At 67.8% G+C, this 18,190-nt stretch carries 8 protein-coding genes and 2 pseudogenes; 5 read left to right on the top strand and 5 right to left on the bottom strand.

The genetic code is table 11. The annotated features are described in order from the left end of the window. Nucleotides 1-6 precede the first annotated feature (6 nt). Entirely contained in the window at nucleotides 7-2,979 is a 2,973-nt protein-coding gene (gene pglZ, locus ACFC79_RS02645; RefSeq protein WP_376234181.1) for a BREX-2 system phosphatase PglZ, read from the top strand. Between the two features lie 48 nt (nucleotides 2,980-3,027). On the opposite strand, the gene ACFC79_RS02640 is transcribed toward pglZ, so the two are convergent. After that, a complete protein-coding gene (locus ACFC79_RS02640) occupies nucleotides 3,028-3,996 on the bottom strand; it encodes a CBS domain-containing protein (RefSeq protein ID WP_376234177.1) in 969 nt (322 codons plus the stop codon). 77 nt (nucleotides 3,997-4,073) lie between these two features. Then, entirely contained in the window at nucleotides 4,074-5,903 is a 1,830-nt protein-coding gene (locus ACFC79_RS02635) for a DUF262 domain-containing protein (RefSeq protein WP_376234174.1), read from the bottom strand. Between the two features lie 129 nt (nucleotides 5,904-6,032). On the opposite strand from ACFC79_RS02635, the gene brxD reads away from it, so the two are divergent. Beyond that, on the top strand, nucleotides 6,033-7,367 hold the full coding sequence (brxD, locus tag ACFC79_RS02630) for a BREX system ATP-binding protein BrxD (RefSeq protein ID WP_376234171.1): 1,335 nt from the start codon (nucleotides 6,033-6,035) through the stop codon (nucleotides 7,365-7,367). Beyond that, nucleotides 7,364-9,511, top strand: coding sequence for a DEAD/DEAH box helicase (locus ACFC79_RS02625; protein ID WP_376234168.1), 2,148 nt, complete (start codon nucleotides 7,364-7,366; stop codon nucleotides 9,509-9,511). Before brxD ends, ACFC79_RS02625 begins: the two co-directional genes overlap by 4 nt. A gap of 239 nt (nucleotides 9,512-9,750) precedes the next feature. Here the strand turns inward: ACFC79_RS02625 and ACFC79_RS02620 are convergent. From ACFC79_RS02620 to ACFC79_RS02610, 3 genes and pseudogenes are all read right to left on the bottom strand, one after another. Next, nucleotides 9,751-10,917: pseudogene (locus ACFC79_RS02620) on the bottom strand (IS701 family transposase). Nucleotides 10,918-11,046: 129 nt separating this feature from the next. After that, nucleotides 11,047-12,049 (bottom strand): annotated as a pseudogene (locus tag ACFC79_RS02615) (IS630 family transposase). A 347-nt stretch (nucleotides 12,050-12,396) separates the two neighbouring features. Beyond that, nucleotides 12,397-13,593 carry an HNH endonuclease gene (locus ACFC79_RS02610; RefSeq protein ID WP_376234165.1) on the bottom strand — a complete coding sequence of 399 codons (1,197 nt, stop codon included), beginning with the start codon at nucleotides 13,591-13,593 and terminating at the stop codon, nucleotides 12,397-12,399. 745 nt (nucleotides 13,594-14,338) lie between these two features. On the opposite strand from ACFC79_RS02610, the gene ACFC79_RS02605 reads away from it, so the two are divergent. Together ACFC79_RS02605 and ACFC79_RS02600 are read left to right on the top strand one after the other, a co-directional pair. Then, entirely contained in the window at nucleotides 14,339-15,775 is a 1,437-nt protein-coding gene (locus ACFC79_RS02605) for a hypothetical protein (protein ID WP_376234894.1), read from the top strand. Between the two features lie 210 nt (nucleotides 15,776-15,985). Further along, the gene (locus tag ACFC79_RS02600) at nucleotides 15,986-17,908 is read left to right on the top strand and encodes a protease pro-enzyme activation domain-containing protein (protein WP_376234162.1); all 1,923 of its coding nucleotides are present in this window, start codon (nucleotides 15,986-15,988) and stop codon (nucleotides 17,906-17,908) included. Nucleotides 17,909-18,190: the final 282 nt, after the last annotated feature.

The raw sequence follows: 18,190 nt of genomic DNA, 5'->3' as shown, positions 1-18,190 counted from the left end.
CGTGAAGTGAGTACGGCGACGAGCGCGAGCGGGTCCACGCCCGCTGCCACGAGCGCGGTGCGGCTCAACAAAGCCACGGTGAAGCAGTACCTGGCCTCGCAGTCCGGTCTCCGGACCGGGAAGCGCCGGGTGGTCCTGCTGCGAGCCGAACCGGTGTGGGACGGGCCTGCCGAACTGAGCTGGGGCGAGCCCTGGCGGGCTGTCGTCAAGGGCGCGCCGTCGCCGCTGGCCGTGCACGAACTGATCCTGGGGCACCGGGCCAGGTCGGCCACGGGCCCCGAGGTGCTGGTGGTGCTGACCGATCGCGAAGAGGCCGAGCTCGGGCCGGACCTGCTGGCCAAGGTACACAAGCAGCGCGTGAACGCCGTCAATACCTGGGACGTCGTCCGTGAGGCGTTCGGGGCGGTGGACACCGACAGCAGACTCAACAAGGAGAACTGGGCCGCCGAGTCACTGCTCGACGCCACACCGCCCGGCGGTTGGCCACAACTGGCCGGCGGCATACTGACCCGGCGTGAATCGCTCACCGCCCTGGCCCTGCGCAGGCTGGGTATCGGACGGTACGACCCCGACCGCGATCCGCGCGCCGCCTCCCCGGAGTTCGCCACCGGATCGGGCGGGGGCACCGATGCCGATCCCGGGAGCCTCGTCTCCGGTACGGTCCCGAGCGGTGACGGGCTCGATGTACAGGCGCTGTTGCGGTGGTCCATGGCGCCCGGCGGCCCGAACCGTCTGCTGTCCCTGCGCACAGCCGAGCGGGAAGGGTTGACGCGTTTTCTCGGCGAGGAGGATCAGACCGGGCTTGCCGGGCAGGCGCTGCTCGCGCTCGTCGGCGCGGAGCACGGGCCCGACGCCGTGGCGTTCGGTCTGGTCTGCGCCGCTCTGTGGGGGCATGCCGATGCGACGGCGGACGCGGAGGACTACCGGGCCAGGGGGCGGGCCGAGCGTTGGTTCGGGGAAGAGCCACCGGCGCGGGGCAAGGCGCTGGATGCCCTCGCTGCCGCTTTCGGCCGTAGCTGCGAGAGCTTTGTCTCCGGTCTTCTGCTGACCGGGCGAACCGGTCAGGACGAGGTTGCGGCAGCGGCGCGCCGGCAGAGCGGCGCCGCACTGGACCGGGCTTCCTCCCTGGTCCGACAGTTCGGCGCCGAACGGGCGGCCACATCGAGTCCCGTTCTCGCAGAAGGACTCGAAGCCAGGTTCCGTGATGTCGGACGAGCGCTGTCCTCGGGCGACGCCGGGGCGACAGCGCAGTCGGTGAGCGCGCTCGACGAACACCGGCAGGCCACGGACCCGGATGCCCGGACGCGTATCTCGCGGGCGAAAATGGCGCAGCGGCTCACTCAGTGGCTCGCGACCGGGCCGGTGACGGAGTGCGAAACCGTCGCGTCCGGCGTCGGACGTCATGTCACCGAGACCGGCTGGGTGGATCTGGCGCTGGAGCACATCGAGGCGGGAGGCGATCCCGATGCCTCCTTGCGGTCCGCCTACGACACGCTGTGCACCTCGGTACGTGCCGAACGCCGCGAGATCGACCGGCACTTCGCCGCGAAACTCGCCACCTGGACGACGAACGGCGCGGATCCCGGTTCGATGCTCACGGTCGAGACCTTCCTGCCCTCCGTCGTCGCGCCCGTGGTGAAGGCCGGAGGGCGGCGCGTTCTGCTGCTCGTCCTGGACGGCATGAGCGCGGCGATCGCTGCCGAACTGGGCGAGGAACTGCGTGAGCACTGGGTCGAGTACGACCCGGTACCGAAGGCCAAGGACTCCCCGCAACGTCGGGGTATGGCTGCGGCGTTGCCCACGGTCACCTCGGTTTCACGGACCTCGCTCTTCGCCGCCCGGCTGATGACGGGCACACAGGCCGACGAGAAGCGGCTCTTCCCCAGCCATCGGTTCTGGGGCGGCGAGAGCGTGGCGGTGTTCCACAAGGACGATCTGCGGGGTGAGAGAAGTGGCGACACGGTCGGTCCGGAGCTGAACGACGCGTTGGTCGGGGACCGTACACATGTCGCGGTGGTGCTGAACACCATCGACGATCGTCTCGCCAAGGAACAGAAGCTCGGGGACGGCGCCTGGAGGCTCGGCGAGATAGGGCGGCTGCGGCAGTTGCTCCAGCTCGCCGCCGGACAGGGGCGTGCGGTGATCCTGGTCAGCGATCACGGCCATGTCGTCGACAGGCACGGTGTGAGGATCGACGCGTCGGGCGTGCGGTCGGCCAGGCATCGGAGCCCCGGCGGTGCCCTGCAGGAAACGGAGATCGCGCTCTCGGGGCCGCGCGTCGTCGCGCCGGAGTCCGGTGACGAGATCGTGGCCCTGTGGGACGCCGACTCTCGATACACCGCTCAGAAGGCCGGCTACCACGGCGGGGCGGCTCTGGCCGAGTTCACCATTCCGGTACTGGCCTTTTTGCCCTTCGGTGCCGAGCCGCCACACGGCTGGCGGGAGCTGGGCAGCCAGCAGCCGCCGTGGTGGTCGCTCACTTCCCGGCCGGCCGAGCCCGTGCGCCCCGCGGCAGCCGATGTCGCCGCACCGAAGAAGCCGTCCAAGCGGGCAAAGGCCGATGCCGTATTCGCCCGGAGTCATGAATCACTCTTCGACGTGGTGCTGACGCCGGTTGCGGAGGAACCCCGGGCGGACAGCGCGATGATCTCGGCCGAGCTGAGATTGCCTGACGATGCCCTGGTCACGGCTCTGTTCGCGTCGGAGCTCTTCGAGACGCAGGTGCAGGTGCTGGGCCGCAAACCGAATCTGGCGCAAGTGGAGAAGGCCGTCCGGGCGCTGCTGGACGCGGGGGGCACGCTGCCGGTGACCGCGCTCGCGCAGCGTGCGGGGGTACGTGCCAGTGGAGCGGACGGCTTCGGAGCCGTACTGCGGCAACTGCTGAACTACGACAGCGCCCAGGTGCTGGAGAACCTGCCTGACGGCCGGACGCTTCGGCTCGACAAGGAACTGCTGCGAGAACAGTTCGGATTGGGATAGGGATTCCGGGCCGGGACGTCGCACGACGGTCCGGCCCGGTCGACGGCCTCAGGTGATCTGGCGAAGCAGTCCGGCGAACTCACGGAGTTCGTCGGACAGTTTCGCTGTCAGCGGTTCCGCGTCGAAGTGGGCGATGCTGTTGCGGATGACACGCACACGGTCGAGCTGACGCACGAACTGCCCCCGGTCGACCCCTGGCCAGCCGAGCGCCTTCCAGTTCTCGTCCGAGAGAGTACGGAGTGCGGGGTTCTGCTGGTCACCGTCCAACAGCTTCACATAGCCGTTGAACATCAGGTCGGTGATCAGCCCTGTCTTCTTCGCTGCCGAGGGCCCCTGAACGGCACGGATCGCGTCCGCGTCGAGCTTCGCCCCCAGACACTTACGGAGCCGGGACTCGATCTCCCCCACGACGAAGAAGGGCCAAGCCGTCGTGCCGAACCGGTCGGTGATGTCGGCCGCCGTCACGATTCCGCAGAACGTGCCGTTGTTGGCCCGGACCAGCAGATAGTCGTCGTCGCTGACCCGGGGCAACAGCGTGAAGAAGTCGTGGCGCACATCGACGACCGGCGCGTCGTCGACCATGGCCTCCGCCAGGACGGCGGCGGACGTGGTCTCGTACACCTTCGCCACCGAGCTCCAGGTGACGACGCCGTGCAACGTCGATCCGCCTTCAATCACAGGGATCTGGGAGTACTTCTTCGTCCGCATGAGGTACGTGACCTCCGTCAGCTGCGTATCCGGTGTCACGGAGAACAAGCCACCCACCGCGGACGGGATGTCCCCGATACGCAGAGGGCGCGCCGGCAGCCCACCGGAAGGGAGCTCTTCGGCGTCCTCGGCCGACTCGTCCTCGACCGACTCCGGAGGAGTCGCTTGCTGCCACGGCACTATGTGGATGTCGGCGCTGTTGCTGCAGTTGGCGAAGTACGGCAGCGTTGCGAGCCCGACATCCTTGAGCGCCTGCTCGACGCGCGGCACAGTCAGATCATTGCGCAGGCGCGTACCGAAAAGTGCCATGAGTTCAAGGACGGGGATCCGCTTGCCCTTGAGTGCGAGAAGCTCTTCCCCAGAAGGATCCTGAGACATCGTCGCGCTCACACCCATTCCGTCGCGTCACGGAAGACGGTGCGCTTGCCCATCGCGGCCCTGACCAGATCGCGGAGCTGCTTCGCCCGGTTCTCGTAGAAACGGACGAAGTCGCCCTCCTTCAACGTGTCCACGTCGACGAGGTGGGTGGCCACGACATCCTCGAACCATTCAGGACGCATACCCGACTCGAGTGACAGTGTCTTGAGATAGGCACCGGGCGGACCGGACATGCTCTTGCTGGCCCGAAGCGAGAGCGGGGTCTTGTTGACGATCGATGTGGCGTACTTGGCCCAGGTGGGCTCGTTCTTGGCGATCCAGGCCTTGGGGAAGAGCAATCGTACGTCGACCGCGTGCTCGACCAGTTGCGCCGGAGAGAGAGGGCGGTCGGTGAAGTACCAGTCCACGGCCCCCTGCTTGATGAGGAGAGCGTAGATCCCCTTGTAGGCAGCACTGTTGCGGGTCGTCAGTGTGTCCAGGCGGTCATCGAGGAACGCTGCTTCGCTGACCGTGTCGGGGGTCGCGTGGTCTTCACCGCGAACCCAGTCGATCAACTGCTCGACATCCCTGGTGAAACGGGTCTCCAGTGAGCCGCCGTACATCTCACCCAGCACACCGCACCAGTACCACTGGCTGATCCGCTCGTCGGCGCCCGGGGTGTCCGTCTCCGTACCGATGAGCGCACGCACAGCGGCCAACGGCACCAGCTGTGTGCGGTAGGGCAGGTCACCGGTCCGGACAATGGACTGGCGCTCCAGGAATCCACCGACCCAAGCGAAGGCGGCCGCCACCCGGGGCGCCAGCCTGCGGAAGTCGGCGAGCGGCAGGTTGAGGAGATCCCGGCGCTTGCAGGACACGGATGTCCCCGCCCCCGCCCGCTTGGCCTCCCAGGTACGGACCAGGGAGACCGCCTGAAGGAAGTCGCTACTGCTCAGACCGTCCTCCGGTCCGTCCTCCGGACGGCCGAAGACCGGGTACGCGGACGTCAGTTCCTTCTTGAGCTGCTGCCACTCGTCAGGCAGCCGGTAGTAGTCCCCGTGCTCCGCGACGTGTTCCTGATTCCCCGCGTACGTGGCTGTGAGCAGCTCGAAGACATTCAGTGGCACACCGCCGGTATTCACTCGTTCGAACACCGCGCACACCGCATCGGTTGTCGTGGTGGCAGCGAGTTTGATCATCGGGACGTCGAACGACAGCATGTTGTTCAGCACCTGCTCCTGGAACTTCGCCCACAGAGGCCAGTTGCTGTGCTCCTTCACGAACTCCTGCTGCCATTCGCTCACTCGCCGGGTGTCGAAGACGAAGCGGAGCGGGAAGTACCCGGCAGCGCACTCACCCTCGACCGTACTCAGATCCAGTACGACTCTGCGAGCAGTGCCACTCTTCAGCTTGCGGTCCTCGGGGACCGAGACAATCGCGTCGTCGCGGTCGGCGGGCGCACCCACGGCCTTGGCGATGTCGACGTAGTACCAGCACTTCAGGTCATTGCCCCGGGAGTCGACCGTCGCGACGGGGCTGTCATGGTGCAGTGCCTGGAAGAGCGAGGTCATTCGCTGCTGTCCGTCGAGCAGCAACAGGTCTGGGGTCCGGCCCTCGGCTGACTCGGCGCCCTTGAGTGTCCGGGCCTTGAACTGGGAGGTACCACCGGTGTGCAGCGCCATGACCACACCGAGCGGATATTTGAGCGTCACCGTCGCGATGAGTGCCCTGATGCGCTCGTCGTCCCACTTCCACTCCCGCTGGAAGTCGGGCAATTGGAGGGCGCCGGATGCGACTTCCTTGAGTACGTCCTTCAGATTCGGATTGTCGAGCGCCACGCCGCTGCTTCCCCCACTCATAACAGAACTGTGCACTGAGCATTTGACCGGCGGGCCGCCCAGGTGTCAATCAATGCCGGAGCAGCAGGGTCCGTAAGGGCATATTCCGGCCGATCCTCCGGAACTTTCCCTGGATGGGAGACTGAGCAGGTGAGTATCGACAGACCCGAACGCACCGGCCTCGTCAGCGTCGCCCGGCGTCGAGATGTGATCGACGCGCTTCGGCGCGGCGCCGTCCCTGAGAGCGGCCTCGACCTGCTCGCGACCGGCCTGGGCCGCTTCGAGCCGGCGCTCGATGCCGAGCTCGACGCCGTGGCGTCGGGTGCCTCCGTGTTCAAGGCGGTGCGGGGTGAGTACGGGTCCGGCAAGACCTTCTTCACCCGGTGGCTCGGCGAGCGTGCCAAGAGGCGCAACTTTGCCGTCGCGGAGATTCAGGTCTCGGAGACGGAGACACCACTGCACAAGCTGGAGACGGTCTACCGTCGCCTCACCGAGCGGCTGACCACCTCCGGCTTTCCCCCGAGCGCGTTGCGCCCTGTCGTGGACGCGTGGTTCTACGCACTGGAGGAGGACTCGCTTGCCGCGGGTACGGCGGAGGAGGACCTGGCGGAAGCCGTCGAGCAGCTGATGACGGCCCGCCTCACCGATGTATCCCGGCATGCCCCGTCCTTCGCGACAGCCCTTCGCGGCTACCGGACCGCACTCACCTCGGGCGACGAAGTCACTGCCTCGGCGGTGATGGCCTGGCTGGGCGGCCAGCCACACGTTGCCGCCTCGGCGCGCAGAGCCGCCGGAGTCCGGGGCGACCTCGACCACTTCGGTGCCTTCGGCTTCCTTCAGGGACTACTGACAGTGCTGCGCGACTCGGGGCACAAGGGGTTGTTCGTCGTACTCGACGAGGTGGAAACGCTTCAGCGGGTACGTTCCGACGCACGCGACAAGGCGCTGAACGCACTGCGTCAGCTCATCGACGAGGTGCACTCCGGCCGCTTTCCCGGCCTGTACTTGCTGATCACCGGCACTCCGGCATTTTACGAAGGCCAGCAGGGCGTGCAGCGCCTGGCACCCCTGGCGCAGCGGCTTGCCACCGACTTCACCACCGATCCGCGTTTCGACAACCCCCGGGCCGTGCAAGTCCGGCTGCCCGGATTCACCCAGGACTCGTTGGTGGGCCTAGGGACGACCATTCGCGACCTCTATGCGGACGGTGTCCGTGATTCCGAGCGGGTCAGGACTGTTGTGGATGACGCGTACATTGCCGACCTGGCCGTAGCCGTCGGCGGGGCTCTCGGCGGTCGAGTGGGTGTCGCCCCCCGGCTGTTCTTGAAGAAGCTCGTCGGTGACGTTCTGGACCGTGTCGACCAGTTCGACGACTTCGATCCGCGTCAGCACTATGCCCTGACGGTCAGGACGGCGGAGATGAGCGAGGTCGAACGCAACGCGGCGGCCGGCAGCCCGGACGAGATCGAACTGGATCTTCCATGACCACGGTCTCGGACCCACTGGATCTGCTGCACCCCGGAATCGTCCATCACATCGTGAACACCTTGGGATGGCCAGGGCTGCGCCCGCTCCAGGAGGAGGCGATCACACCGCTCGTCGACGGTTCGGACGCATTGCTGCTGGCCCCCACGGCCGGCGGGAAGACCGAGGCGGCGAGCTTCCCGTTGCTCTCGCGCATGGCCCGGGAGGGCTGGACCGGCACCTCGGTCCTTTACGTCTGTCCTCTCAAGGCACTGCTGAACAACCTCCTGCCCCGGCTGGAGACGTATACCTCGTGGCTCGGGCGCACGGCAGCGCTCTGGCATGGCGACGTATCGCATACTCGCCGCAAGCGCATTCTGCGGGAGCGCCCGGATGTTTTGCTGACCACTCCGGAGTCTCTGGAAGCCATGCTGGTCAGCACAAATGTCGATCACAGGGCGTTCTTCTCCGGGCTGCGCGCCATTGTCGTGGACGAGGTGCACGCCTTCGCGGGGGACGACCGGGGATGGCATCTTCTTGCCGTGCTGGAACGGCTGGAGCGCGTGGCCGGACGCTCCGTCCAACGGGTGGGTCTCTCGGCGACCGTAGGTAATCCGGAAGAGATGCTCACCTGGTTGCGGGGGTCGCGGGGGGAATCGGGTAAGGGCAACCCGCGAGTTGTCGCTCCCCATCTGCGTACCCAGGCGTCGTCGACAGCGCAATCGCCTCCGCCAGGGGATGTCCAGCTCGACTACGTAGGTTCGCTGACCAACGCGGCCACTGTGATCGCGGCCTTGCACAGGGGTGAGAAGCGTCTGGTGTTCTGCGAGTCGCGTAAGCAGGTCGAAGAGCTCGGTGAGGCACTGCGCGCGAAGGGCGTGACTACATTCCTGTCACATGCGTCGCTGTCCGCGGACGAGCGACGACGAGCAGAGGAAGCCTTCGCGGACGCTCGCGACTGTGTGATCGTCTCCACGAGCACGCTGGAACTCGGCATCGACGTGGGCGATCTCGACCGTGTCATCCAGATCGACGCGCCCGGGACTGTGGCTTCCTTCCTCCAGCGGCTCGGGCGCACCGGACGGCGGCCTGGGTCGACGCGCAACTGTCTGTTCCTGGCCCTCGATGAGGCTGGCCTGTTGTCGGCTACCGCTCTTCTTCTGCTCTGGTCGCGCGGGTGGGTCGAGCCGGTCATCGCACCGCCGGAACCCCGGCACATCGTTGCTCAACAGGTGCTCGCGCTCTGCCTTCAGGAACACCGGGTCGGGGAACGTCTCTGGCAGGTCTGGTGGGGTGGCCTCGGGCCGTTCGGACCGCCCGCCGAACCGCTCGTACGCCACCTGATCACGGAGGGCTATCTAAACCGTGACGGCGGAATGATGTTCATCGGCCCCGAGGCCGAACAGCGTTTCGGCTACCGGCACTTCATGGACCTCACAGCCGTGTTCACTGCGGCCCCCGAGTTCACAGTTCTGTCAGGGCGCAACGAAATCGGTATGACGGACCCGGCCCTGCTCACCGAGAAGATCACCGGGCCACGGCGGCTGCTGCTCGCCGGGCGCAGTTGGCAGGTGACCTACATCGACTGGTCACGGCGCCGCTGCTTCGTCGAGCCGGTGGACGGAGGAGGAAAGGCCCGATGGGGCGGAGCAGGTCTGTCCCGCACCGGGTCCCACGCATTGACCCGTGCCGCGCGGGAAGTGCTCCTCGGTGAAATGCCTCCGATCGCCTTCACCCGCCGTGCCGAAAGCGCCCTCGGTCAAGTACGCGAAAAGGCAGCCGAGCTGGTGCACCCCGATGCCTCAGTTCTCGTGCGCGGCGGACAGGACACCAATGTGCGGTGGTGGACGTGGGCCGGATACAAAGCCAACGTGACTCTGGCTGCCTCGCTCGGTACCGCCGCCGACCCTTTGCAGCGCCCCACGGACACATATGTTCGACTCCGTGAAGACATCACGCTTCAAGAATGGAAGCAGGCCAAGTCCGAGGCAGCAGGACGCCTCTGTCTCCCTTCAGTGGCCCCCCGCGCTCTCCACGGCCTGAAGTTCAGCGCAGCGCTGCCTCCGCGGCTGGCCGAGGCGACACTTGCCGCCCGCCTTGCCGACCTCAGCGGCGCGGCGGAAGCACTTCGCGAACCCAGCAGGTTCACTTTCGAAGTTCTATAGCAACGCGACTGAAATCACAGTTATCGACCGTCATTTCGGTGAAGCTCGTCGGATCTGGGTTCCAGGCCTCTGCCGGGCCAGGCAATCCGATGGTGGCCACGGCAGACCGATGCCCGCCCACGCTCTAGTAGTGCTTGGTCATGTTGGTGCGGGGTCTGGCATGTCGCGGTGGCAGGTGGGGCAGGCGCCGGTCCAGATCACGAGGAGTATTTGCAGCTCGTGGACGACTCGGTAGAGGTTCAGGCCGACGCCGTCTCTTTTGGGGATCGGGTCAGTCGCTGAAGGGTGCAGAAGGCGTGGGCGACCGAGACGAGGGTGACGTGGTGGTGCCAGCCTGGCCAGGTTCGGCCTTCGAAGTGGGCCAGGCCCAGGGCCTGTTTCATCTCGCGGTAGTCGTTCTCGATGCGCCATCGGAGCTTCGCGGTGCGCACGAGGACGGGCAACGGGGTGGCCTCGGGCAGGTTGGAGGGCCAGAACTGCACGGGCTCGTCCTGGCCGGCGGGCCATTCGGCCAGCAGCCAGCGGACCGGAAGCTCGGTGCCGGCCGTGGCCTTGCGGATCTCGCGTCCGGCGGGCCGAACCCGCAGGGCCACGAAGCGCGAGTACATGCGTTTGTACCCGCTGCGGACCGCTGCCCGGCCGCGATCCCTCCCTCCACTGCACCAGCCGCGCGGAGTTCTTGCCGGCCGCGATGACCAGGCTCTTCACCTGCTGGGCCGGCTCGGGGCAGGCCGGGTGCACGGCTGTGCGTCCCCGGGTTGCGCAGTGGTCGTGGCCGAGATGCCCACCACGTAGTCGAGACCGCGTTCTTCCAGGCCGAGCCGGAAGGCGGCGGTGCCGCCGTCGGCGATGTCCTGGGGCACCTCGATGCCCCAGGACCGCGTCTCGTCGATCACGTCGAGGGCCAGCTGCCACTTCTCGACATGGCCCACCTGGACGGGGATGGCGCACTTGTCGCGGCGGGCTACCTTGGCCGGGTCGGCCTTGGGCGAGGCGGGATCCCAGCTCCCGGGCAGGAACAGACGCCAGTTCACGGCCGCGGAAGCGCCGTTGGAAGCCAGGTGCAGCGAGACCCCGGCCTGGCAGTTGGTGACCTTGCCCGCGGTGCCGGTGTACTACCGGGTCACACACGCCGATGCATCCCCGTCCTTGAGGAACCCGGTGCCGTCGATGACCAGCGCAGTGGGCTTGATGACCGGCTGCATACGCCAGGCCAGACGGGCCCGCACATGCGCCGCATCCCATGGGCTGGAAGTGACGAAGTGGGCCAGGGCCTGCCGGTTCCCGTCCTCGCCCAGACGGCCGGCCATCGGCTCCACCGACTTGCGCCCGCCGTCCAGCAACAGGCCCCGCAGATAGACCCCGCCCCACCGCCGCTGATCCGCCCGCGCGAACGACTCGAACATCTCCGCCGCGAAGTCCTCCAGATCACACCGGACCGCAGCCAACTCCCCACTCAGCGCATCCTGTCAACGACACACCCCATCAAGAAGACACACCATCACAAACCGCACATGACCAAGTACTACTATTGATCAGAAACTCATTGGGTTCACTCGTCGAGGATGTAGCGGACGTGTGAGCCGCCGAAGTATCCGCGCACGATGTGTGGCTAGCGTTGTCGGCGGTGGAAGAACCGGCGGGTCTCGGTGGCGAGTTCCCCCTGGTTCCTGGCCCTGTGGGTGTGGGGCAGGCTGCGTTTGAGGTCGGCGTTGACCAGCTCGTCGGGGTTCAGCTCGGGTGAGTACGACGGCAGGAAGTGCAGCTCGGTCTGGTCCTCGTGCTCGGCGAGCCAGGTCCGGACGGTCCTCGAGCAGTGGGCCGAGTGCCGGTCGACGACCAGGTGGACCTTGTGGTCGAAGTGTCCGACGAGCCGGTCCAGGAAGCGGCACATGACCTTCGCGTCGAACGACTCGGTGAAGACCATGAAGTGCATCCGGCCCTTCGTGCCGATCGCGGACATCGCGTTCGCGGAGAAGCGGTTCCCGGTGCGACGGACGACCGGAGTCCGTCCCCGCTCACCCCCGGTGCGGCCGGTGACCTGGTCCGATCGGACACCGACCTGGTCGACGAAGAGGACTTCACCGTTCTCGGCCTTCGCCTGGGCCCGGATCGCCGGCCAGGTCTCCTCGTGCCGGACACGGAACGCTTCCGCGTCCTGCTCGACGGCCCGCTCGTCCGGACGCTGGAACGCCAGGCCCCAGCGTTTGAGGTAGTTGCCCACCCCGGGTTCGGTGAAGCGGATCCGGTACAGCTTGAAGATCAGCTCGCCGATGAGGGCCCGTGCCCAGAGCTGACCGGAAAGTCCCAGGCCGCAGGGGTGTGACCGAGGACGGCCTGCCGGACGGCGGCCTGCTCGGCCCCGGACAGAACCTGCTGCTCGCCCACCCGGCGGCCACGCGGACGGGACAGCAGCACGTCCCGGCCGCCGGTCTGCCACCTCGTCCACCAGTTGTCCACGGCCCTGACCGACACCTTGAACAGGGCCGCGACCTCTGCCCGGTCCCGCCCGTCCACCAGCGCGGACAACGCCAGCAACCGCGCAGCCTCCTGCGCGTCCGGCGACCAGGTCCACGCATCCCCCACCAGATCACTCACACGCCGTCAACGAGGATGAAGCCAAAGCGCTTCGGATCAATAGCCCCGTCATGTGCCTTGCACACTCAGCCGACAGCGAGATCAGGTATGCCGACGCGCGGTCGACTCGAATCCTCCTTCCGGGGATTTACCGTGCCCAGCCTGTCGTGACGCCATGCAGACATATAGGCCTCAGCGCTCGACAAAGTGCTGGGCATGACCACGCCGGAGGCATACCCTGCCAGACGGGTCCACGTTCACGGGCGAATCCGCACTTCGACCGCAACTCCATGCGGGAGCCGTCCTGGTCAGACGCGCCCGCACAACCCCCGGTGATAGCGCAAGTGCTTTTTGTTTATGACGTGATCGGCATGACGTCGGAGTTCAAAGAGGATGTCCCCGGTGGAGTTCCGTCGCACCGACCAGTCCTCATCGATATAGATGGCGAGCCTGTCGAATTCGACATGGTGATTGGGACAGAGGCACAGCAGGTTGGAAAGCTCATCCGGACCGTTGTGAGGTTTCCCGACACCTCTGATATGCGCTGCCTCGCTGTAGTGGCTGTATCTGGTCTCCACCCGGGATCCACATACCTGGCACGCATGTTTGTACATCATCTTGATGTGTTCGACGAGCCGCTGATCACGATCAGGCTGCGACGAGGTGACCGTACGACGTTTCGCGGATCCTCCACCTCCAGCAGGGGGCTCACCGCTGGCGCTCGTGTAGCCGGCCAGTCCGACTCTTTCCAGCAAGCTGTCCCGATCGATATCGGCAAAGTACGTGGAACACAGCAGGCCAATCGCCTCGGCACGGGACAACGAGCGTCGGAGGATCGCTGCCGCGTCCTTGCCGAGACCAGCTCGGGCGTGCGCCGAGGCCAGCTGGGCGGGTGTGGGAGTGGCTCCCTGCCCAACAACTCCTTCCACACTCCACAACCCGCTGCTGCGCAAGTGCCAGAAGGGGTACTCAGGGGTGACGCGTGAGTCCGGCTGTCCGAATTCCTTGAGCAGCGGCGCGACCTCGGCCCTGAACGTCTCCCAGTCCACCATCCGGCCCTTGCCTTGTGCCAGACGGCCGATGGACCAAAGAAGGGTGATCGGCTTGTGACGCGTCGGGCGATGCTCCCTGATGTGGGTCTTCAGGGACGCAAGAGCACGGAACAAATCATCCCGCCCCAGTGTCGCGAGGTCCGCGGGCTCTGCTGTGGCTTTGGCCGGGACAGTGCGCTCCGGGTGCGACGAGGGAGGGATCAGATGCAGGAATCGGCGCCGTTCCTCGGCCCGCACGAGTGTCAGCGAACGCAGCGGAATGGGGATCGTAAGCCCTTTGAGGATGGGTTCCGCGGAAACATCGATCTCGACCACGTCGCCCAGCGCCATCATGTGTTCCCAGGTCTTCTGATTTTCGTCCACACCCCAGATCTCTTTCGCCAGCGGCCGATTGTGGAGCAGGGCAAGAATTCTGGCTTTGGCGACGAACCTCTTCCTGGCGTAGAACAGCACTTCATCGCCGACCCGACGCTCCTGGAGTGCAGTTACCTTCTCGGACTTCCCCCGAACAGGAGGTGTGGATCCCCAGAGTCGCGCCACACCTCTCGGGAACAAGCGTCGCAGGTCATCCCCATCGGCGCCCAGTACGTGCTCGTACGACGAGAGCAGGATGCCGCTCCGAACCGAGTGCCGGAAGTGCTGAGGTCCCCTGACTCTCGAAGTGCCCCTAGGTTGCAGGATCCATTGGACATCGCGCCCATCCTTCCCGGCGAGGCCGCCGTCCGGACCCGCTGCTTGTGCATCTCCCGTACCGGGAAGCTGGACACTGCGCTCCGTTTCCATGATTTCCAGACTAACCAAGTGGGCTGACAGTGCGACTACGGCGCACGAAACGGGCGAGGGTGTGCACCGTCGCCGATCAAGCCGCCAGCGCCGGCGACCAGGACCGCACGGGCATCGCAAGCAATCCTGCAGAAGCCCGCGAAGTCGCTCGTACTGCAGGAACCACGTCCGGATTGACTCCGTTCAGGGTGTCATGGATGGTGATCCGGCCGGGTTCGATTTGAGGCCTGGCTTGCTTAACTGCTGGGGGAATGACGTGAGTTGGGATGATCAGAATCTTGATGCCCGTGTCGCTTCCGCTCCGCCGCCGCCCGATCGGCCGCCGGTGGCGGGGCCGCCGCCGGCCGGGAGCGGGCTGCGGTCGGTGGCGGCGGGGCTGCTCAATCTGAGCGGTTTCGGTCTCGGCTACGCGCTGATGCGGTGCTGGGGCCGGGCGGTCGTGTGCTGGGCGGTGACCGGCGCGCTGCTGTTCGTCGCCCTGCCCGCCGATCCCGACGGGGTGGCCACCGGGGTGGTGGTCGCGTATGCGGTGGTGCTGGTCCTGGCGGCCCTGGACGGGGCGCGGACCGCGCGGCGGCGCGCGGTCGGCGGGTCGTGGCGGCCGATGGTGGCGGCGGGGGTCGGGCTGGTACTGCTGGCAGCACCAGCAGGTGGCGTGGTCCTCTACGGCTCCGCACGCGACGAGGCCGTGGAACAGATGCTGCTGGACCGGCTGGAGCGGACCGACCGGAGTGTCGCCGCGGCCTCGGGCAGGCCCTTCGCCGACGCACGCGCCGACTACACCTCGGCGCTCGCCGCCTACCGCGACCTCGGCGAGAAGCACGCGGGTTCGCGGGCGGGGAAGCTCGTGCCGGAGCGGCTCGACGCGTACTACCGGGCGGTCTCGACGCCGTACCGGCAGAAGAAGCACTGCGAGGCCGTCGAGCCGCTGACCTATCTGCGCACCGTGCCGAAGTCCGTCGACCGGAAGCTGCTGGGCGGTCTGGCCGGCTACCCCGACGATCCGCTGGCCACCTCGCTGTACGAGTGCGGGGTCGCGAAGCTGGGCGACACGACACTCGTCAAGGTCACCGACGAACTCGGCGAGCTGCTGCGCACGTTCCCCGATTCCGCGCAGGCCGGAAAGGTGGGGTCCGCGGTCACGGCGAAGATCTCGGAGCAGACCCGGGCCGTGCGCGGGAAGTCCCCGTGCACGGCGCTGGGCTCGCTGCGGACGATCCGCGCCACGGCCCTGTCGCTGCCGGACGCGAAGGTCTCGGCGCTGGCCGCGAAGGCCGACCCGGGCATCGAGGACGGCGCCTACGCCTGCGGGATCTCGGAGTTCGAGGACAAGAAGTTCGACGCGGCGCGGATGTCGTTGACGGATTTCGCCGCCACGTACAAGAAGGACAAGCGCCGGGCGCACGCCCGGGACATCGCCATCGCCGCCGAGATCGCCGACAAGCGGCCCGCCGCCGGGAAGCACCTGCCGCCCGCGAACGCGCCGGGCGGGCCCCGGATGGAGCTGGTCATCAGCAACGACGCACCCGACGGGGTCGAGGTCCTGTACACCGGGCCGGTCACCGGAACTGCCGAGATCAAGGGGTGCGGCAGCTGCTCGACGTACTCCGCGATCAACGGGGCCCTGTCGGCGTGCAAGGCCGGCGGGAAGAACTATCCGAAGACGACGCTCCGCCTGCCCGCGGGCGAGTACCACTTCCTGTACAAGCACCGGGGCGGCTCGTCGAACAGCGTCAGCAGTTACGCGGACGGCTCGAAGGTCCAGCCCGGGTACCGGTACACCGGCTGCACGTACATGAGCAGTTCGCCGTCGTTCGGTCTCGCTCCGCTGAACCCGACCTCGGGCACCTGAGTGCGCTTTTCCCCGCGTTCTTCGTGAACGGCCGGTCGGATACGGACACTTGGTCGATTCTTGGCCAATGCATGCCCCCTGCATGAAGGGTTGATCGCCAGAGTGGCGCATTACATGTGCACCTCATCCGGCACATGGTCCACACGTGCAGACCACTTCGCAGGGGGTTGTATGAGAACCAGCCGCGCGAGAAGGCGCGCCGCGCTCAGCATGGCAGCGACACTGCCACTGCTGGCCGGCGCGCTCGCCCTCGGGACGCCGAACGCCAGTGCCGACTCCGCACCCGGCGGACGGAACGCCCTGCAGGGCACCAAGCCCGCCTGGGCGACCGCCCAGGCGGATCAGGGGGCCACGGCCGACAGCGGCAAGATCGCCGTCCGGGTCCATCTGGCCGGGCGGGACGCGAAGGGGCTGGCCGCCTACGCCGCCGCCGTGTCCGACCCTCGGTCGGCGTCGTACGGGAGGTACCTGAGCCCGGAACAGACGCAGGAGCGGTTCGGTGCCACCCAGGAGCAGATCGAGCAGGTCGCCCAGTGGCTGCGGTCGAACGGGCTGACCGTCACCGGCACCAATCAGCACTACGTCTCGGCCACCGGTGACGTCGCCGCCGCCGAGAAGACGTTCGGCACCCAGCTGCGCAACTATCGCAAGGGCGGCCGGACCTATCGCGCGCCCGCTTCCACCGCCTCCGTCCCCGCCGCGCTGGGCGACGCGGTGCTCGCGGTGTCCGGTCTGGACAACGCGCCGCACAAGGCGAGTCACGACGAGACGCTGCCGCCGCCGGACGCGGTGTTCCGCAATTCCGGCCCGTTCTCCTCGTACTACGGCTCGAAGACCGCCTCGACGCTGCCGAGCGCCTACGGGGCGAAGGCGCCGTACGCCGTGAAGGGGTACACCGGCAAGCAATTGCGGGCCGCGTACGGTGCGGGCAAGTGGACGGGCAAGGGGGTCACCGTCGCGATCACCGACGCGTACGCCTCGCCGACCATCGCGAAGGACGCCGCCGAGTACGCGAAGCGCAACGGCGACGCCCCGTACCGCCGGGGCCAGCTCCGGCAGGTGCTGCCGGACGACTACACGAGGACCGAGGAGTGCGGGGCCTCCGGCTGGTACGGCGAGGAGACCCTCGACGTCGAAGCCGTGCACGCGGTCGCGCCCGCCGCCGACATCGTGTACCTGGGCGCGGCCTCCTGCTACGACGCCGATCTGCTGGACACGCTGAACAAGGTCGTCGACCACCGCCTCGCGGACATCGTGTCCAACTCCTGGGGCGACGTCGAGTCGAACGAGACCCCGGACGTCGCGGCCGCCTACGACCGGGTCTTCAAGATGGGCGCCGTCGAGGGCATCGGCTTCTACTTCTCCTCCGGCGACGCCGGTGACAACGTCGAGTCCACCGGGACCAAGCAGATCGACGTGCCGTCGAACTCCGCCTGGGTGACGTCGGTCGGTGGCACCGCACTGGCCGTCGGCAAGAACGACCGGTACCTGTGGGAGACCGGCTGGGGCACGCTGAAGGCCGGCCTCGCCGACGACGGCGGGAGCTGGGCGGGCCTCCCGGGCGCGTACACCGGCGGCGCGGGCGGCGGCACCAGCGCGACCGTGCAGCAGCCCTTCTACCAGCGCGGCGTCGTCCCGGACTCGCTCGCGCGGGCCAACGGGAAGCAGCGGATGCGCACGGCCCCGGACATCGCGGCCGTCGCCGACCCGAACACCGGCTTCCTGGTCGGGCAGACCCAGACGCTCCCCGACGGTTCGCTCGGCTACGACGAGTACCGCATCGGCGGCACGTCGCTGGCGGCCCCGGTCATCGCGGGCGTGCAGGCGCTGGCCCAGCAGGCCCGGCACGGGCTGCCGATCGGATTCGCCAACCCGGCGATCTACGCCCGGTACGGCTCGAAGGCGTACCACGACGTCACCGACCACCCGCTCGGCCCGAACCGCGACCTCGCGGTGGTCCGCGTCGACTACGCCAACGGGGTCGACGCGGCGGACGGCCTGCTGACGTCGCTGCGCACGCTCGGCAAGGACGCCTCGCTCAAGGCGGTCAGGGGGTACGACGACGTGACGGGGGTCGGGACTCCGGCGGCCGGATACGTCGACTCGTACCGGCTGTTCGGGCACGGGCGCTGACACGGGCTCTGCCGCGGGCGCCGCTGTGGGCGCCGGCCCGGGTGCGTGTGACGGGGGAACGTGCGGGCACGGGGTGACGGCCGCCCCGGGGCTTCGGCTCCGGGGCGGCCGTCGGCGTGGTGCGTGACGTGTCGCGTCGAGGTCGGGCCCGCACCCCGGGGATCGGTCATCGGGCCCCTGGTCGGCGCGGTCCCGGCGCCACGGGCCCGGGACCCGGGGCCCGGGACCCGGGGCCCGGGACCCGGGGCCCGGGACCCGGGGCTCGGGGCTCGGACCGCTCGG

Origin of the sequence: Streptomyces sp. NPDC056061 (assembly GCF_042266885.1) — a bacterium.
Classification (GTDB): Bacteria; Actinomycetota; Actinomycetes; order Streptomycetales; family Streptomycetaceae; genus Streptomyces.
This window is presented reverse-complemented; position numbering and strand designations above follow the sequence as displayed.

Excerpts from the sequence above, each read along its gene's own strand:
- ACFC79_RS02640 (WP_376234177.1), bottom strand. The coding sequence starts at position 3,996 with ATGGCACTTTTCGGTACGCGCCTGCGCAATGATCTGACTGTGCCGCGC.
- ACFC79_RS02635 (WP_376234174.1), bottom strand. The coding sequence starts at position 5,903 with ATGAGTGGGGGAAGCAGCGGCGTGGCGCTCGACAATCCGAATCTGAAG.
- ACFC79_RS02625 (WP_376234168.1), top strand. The coding sequence starts at position 7,364 with ATGACCACGGTCTCGGACCCACTGGATCTGCTGCACCCCGGAATCGTC.
- ACFC79_RS02605 (WP_376234894.1), top strand. The coding sequence starts at position 14,339 with ATGCGGTGCTGGGGCCGGGCGGTCGTGTGCTGGGCGGTGACCGGCGCG.
- ACFC79_RS02600 (WP_376234162.1), top strand. The coding sequence starts at position 15,986 with ATGGCAGCGACACTGCCACTGCTGGCCGGCGCGCTCGCCCTCGGGACG.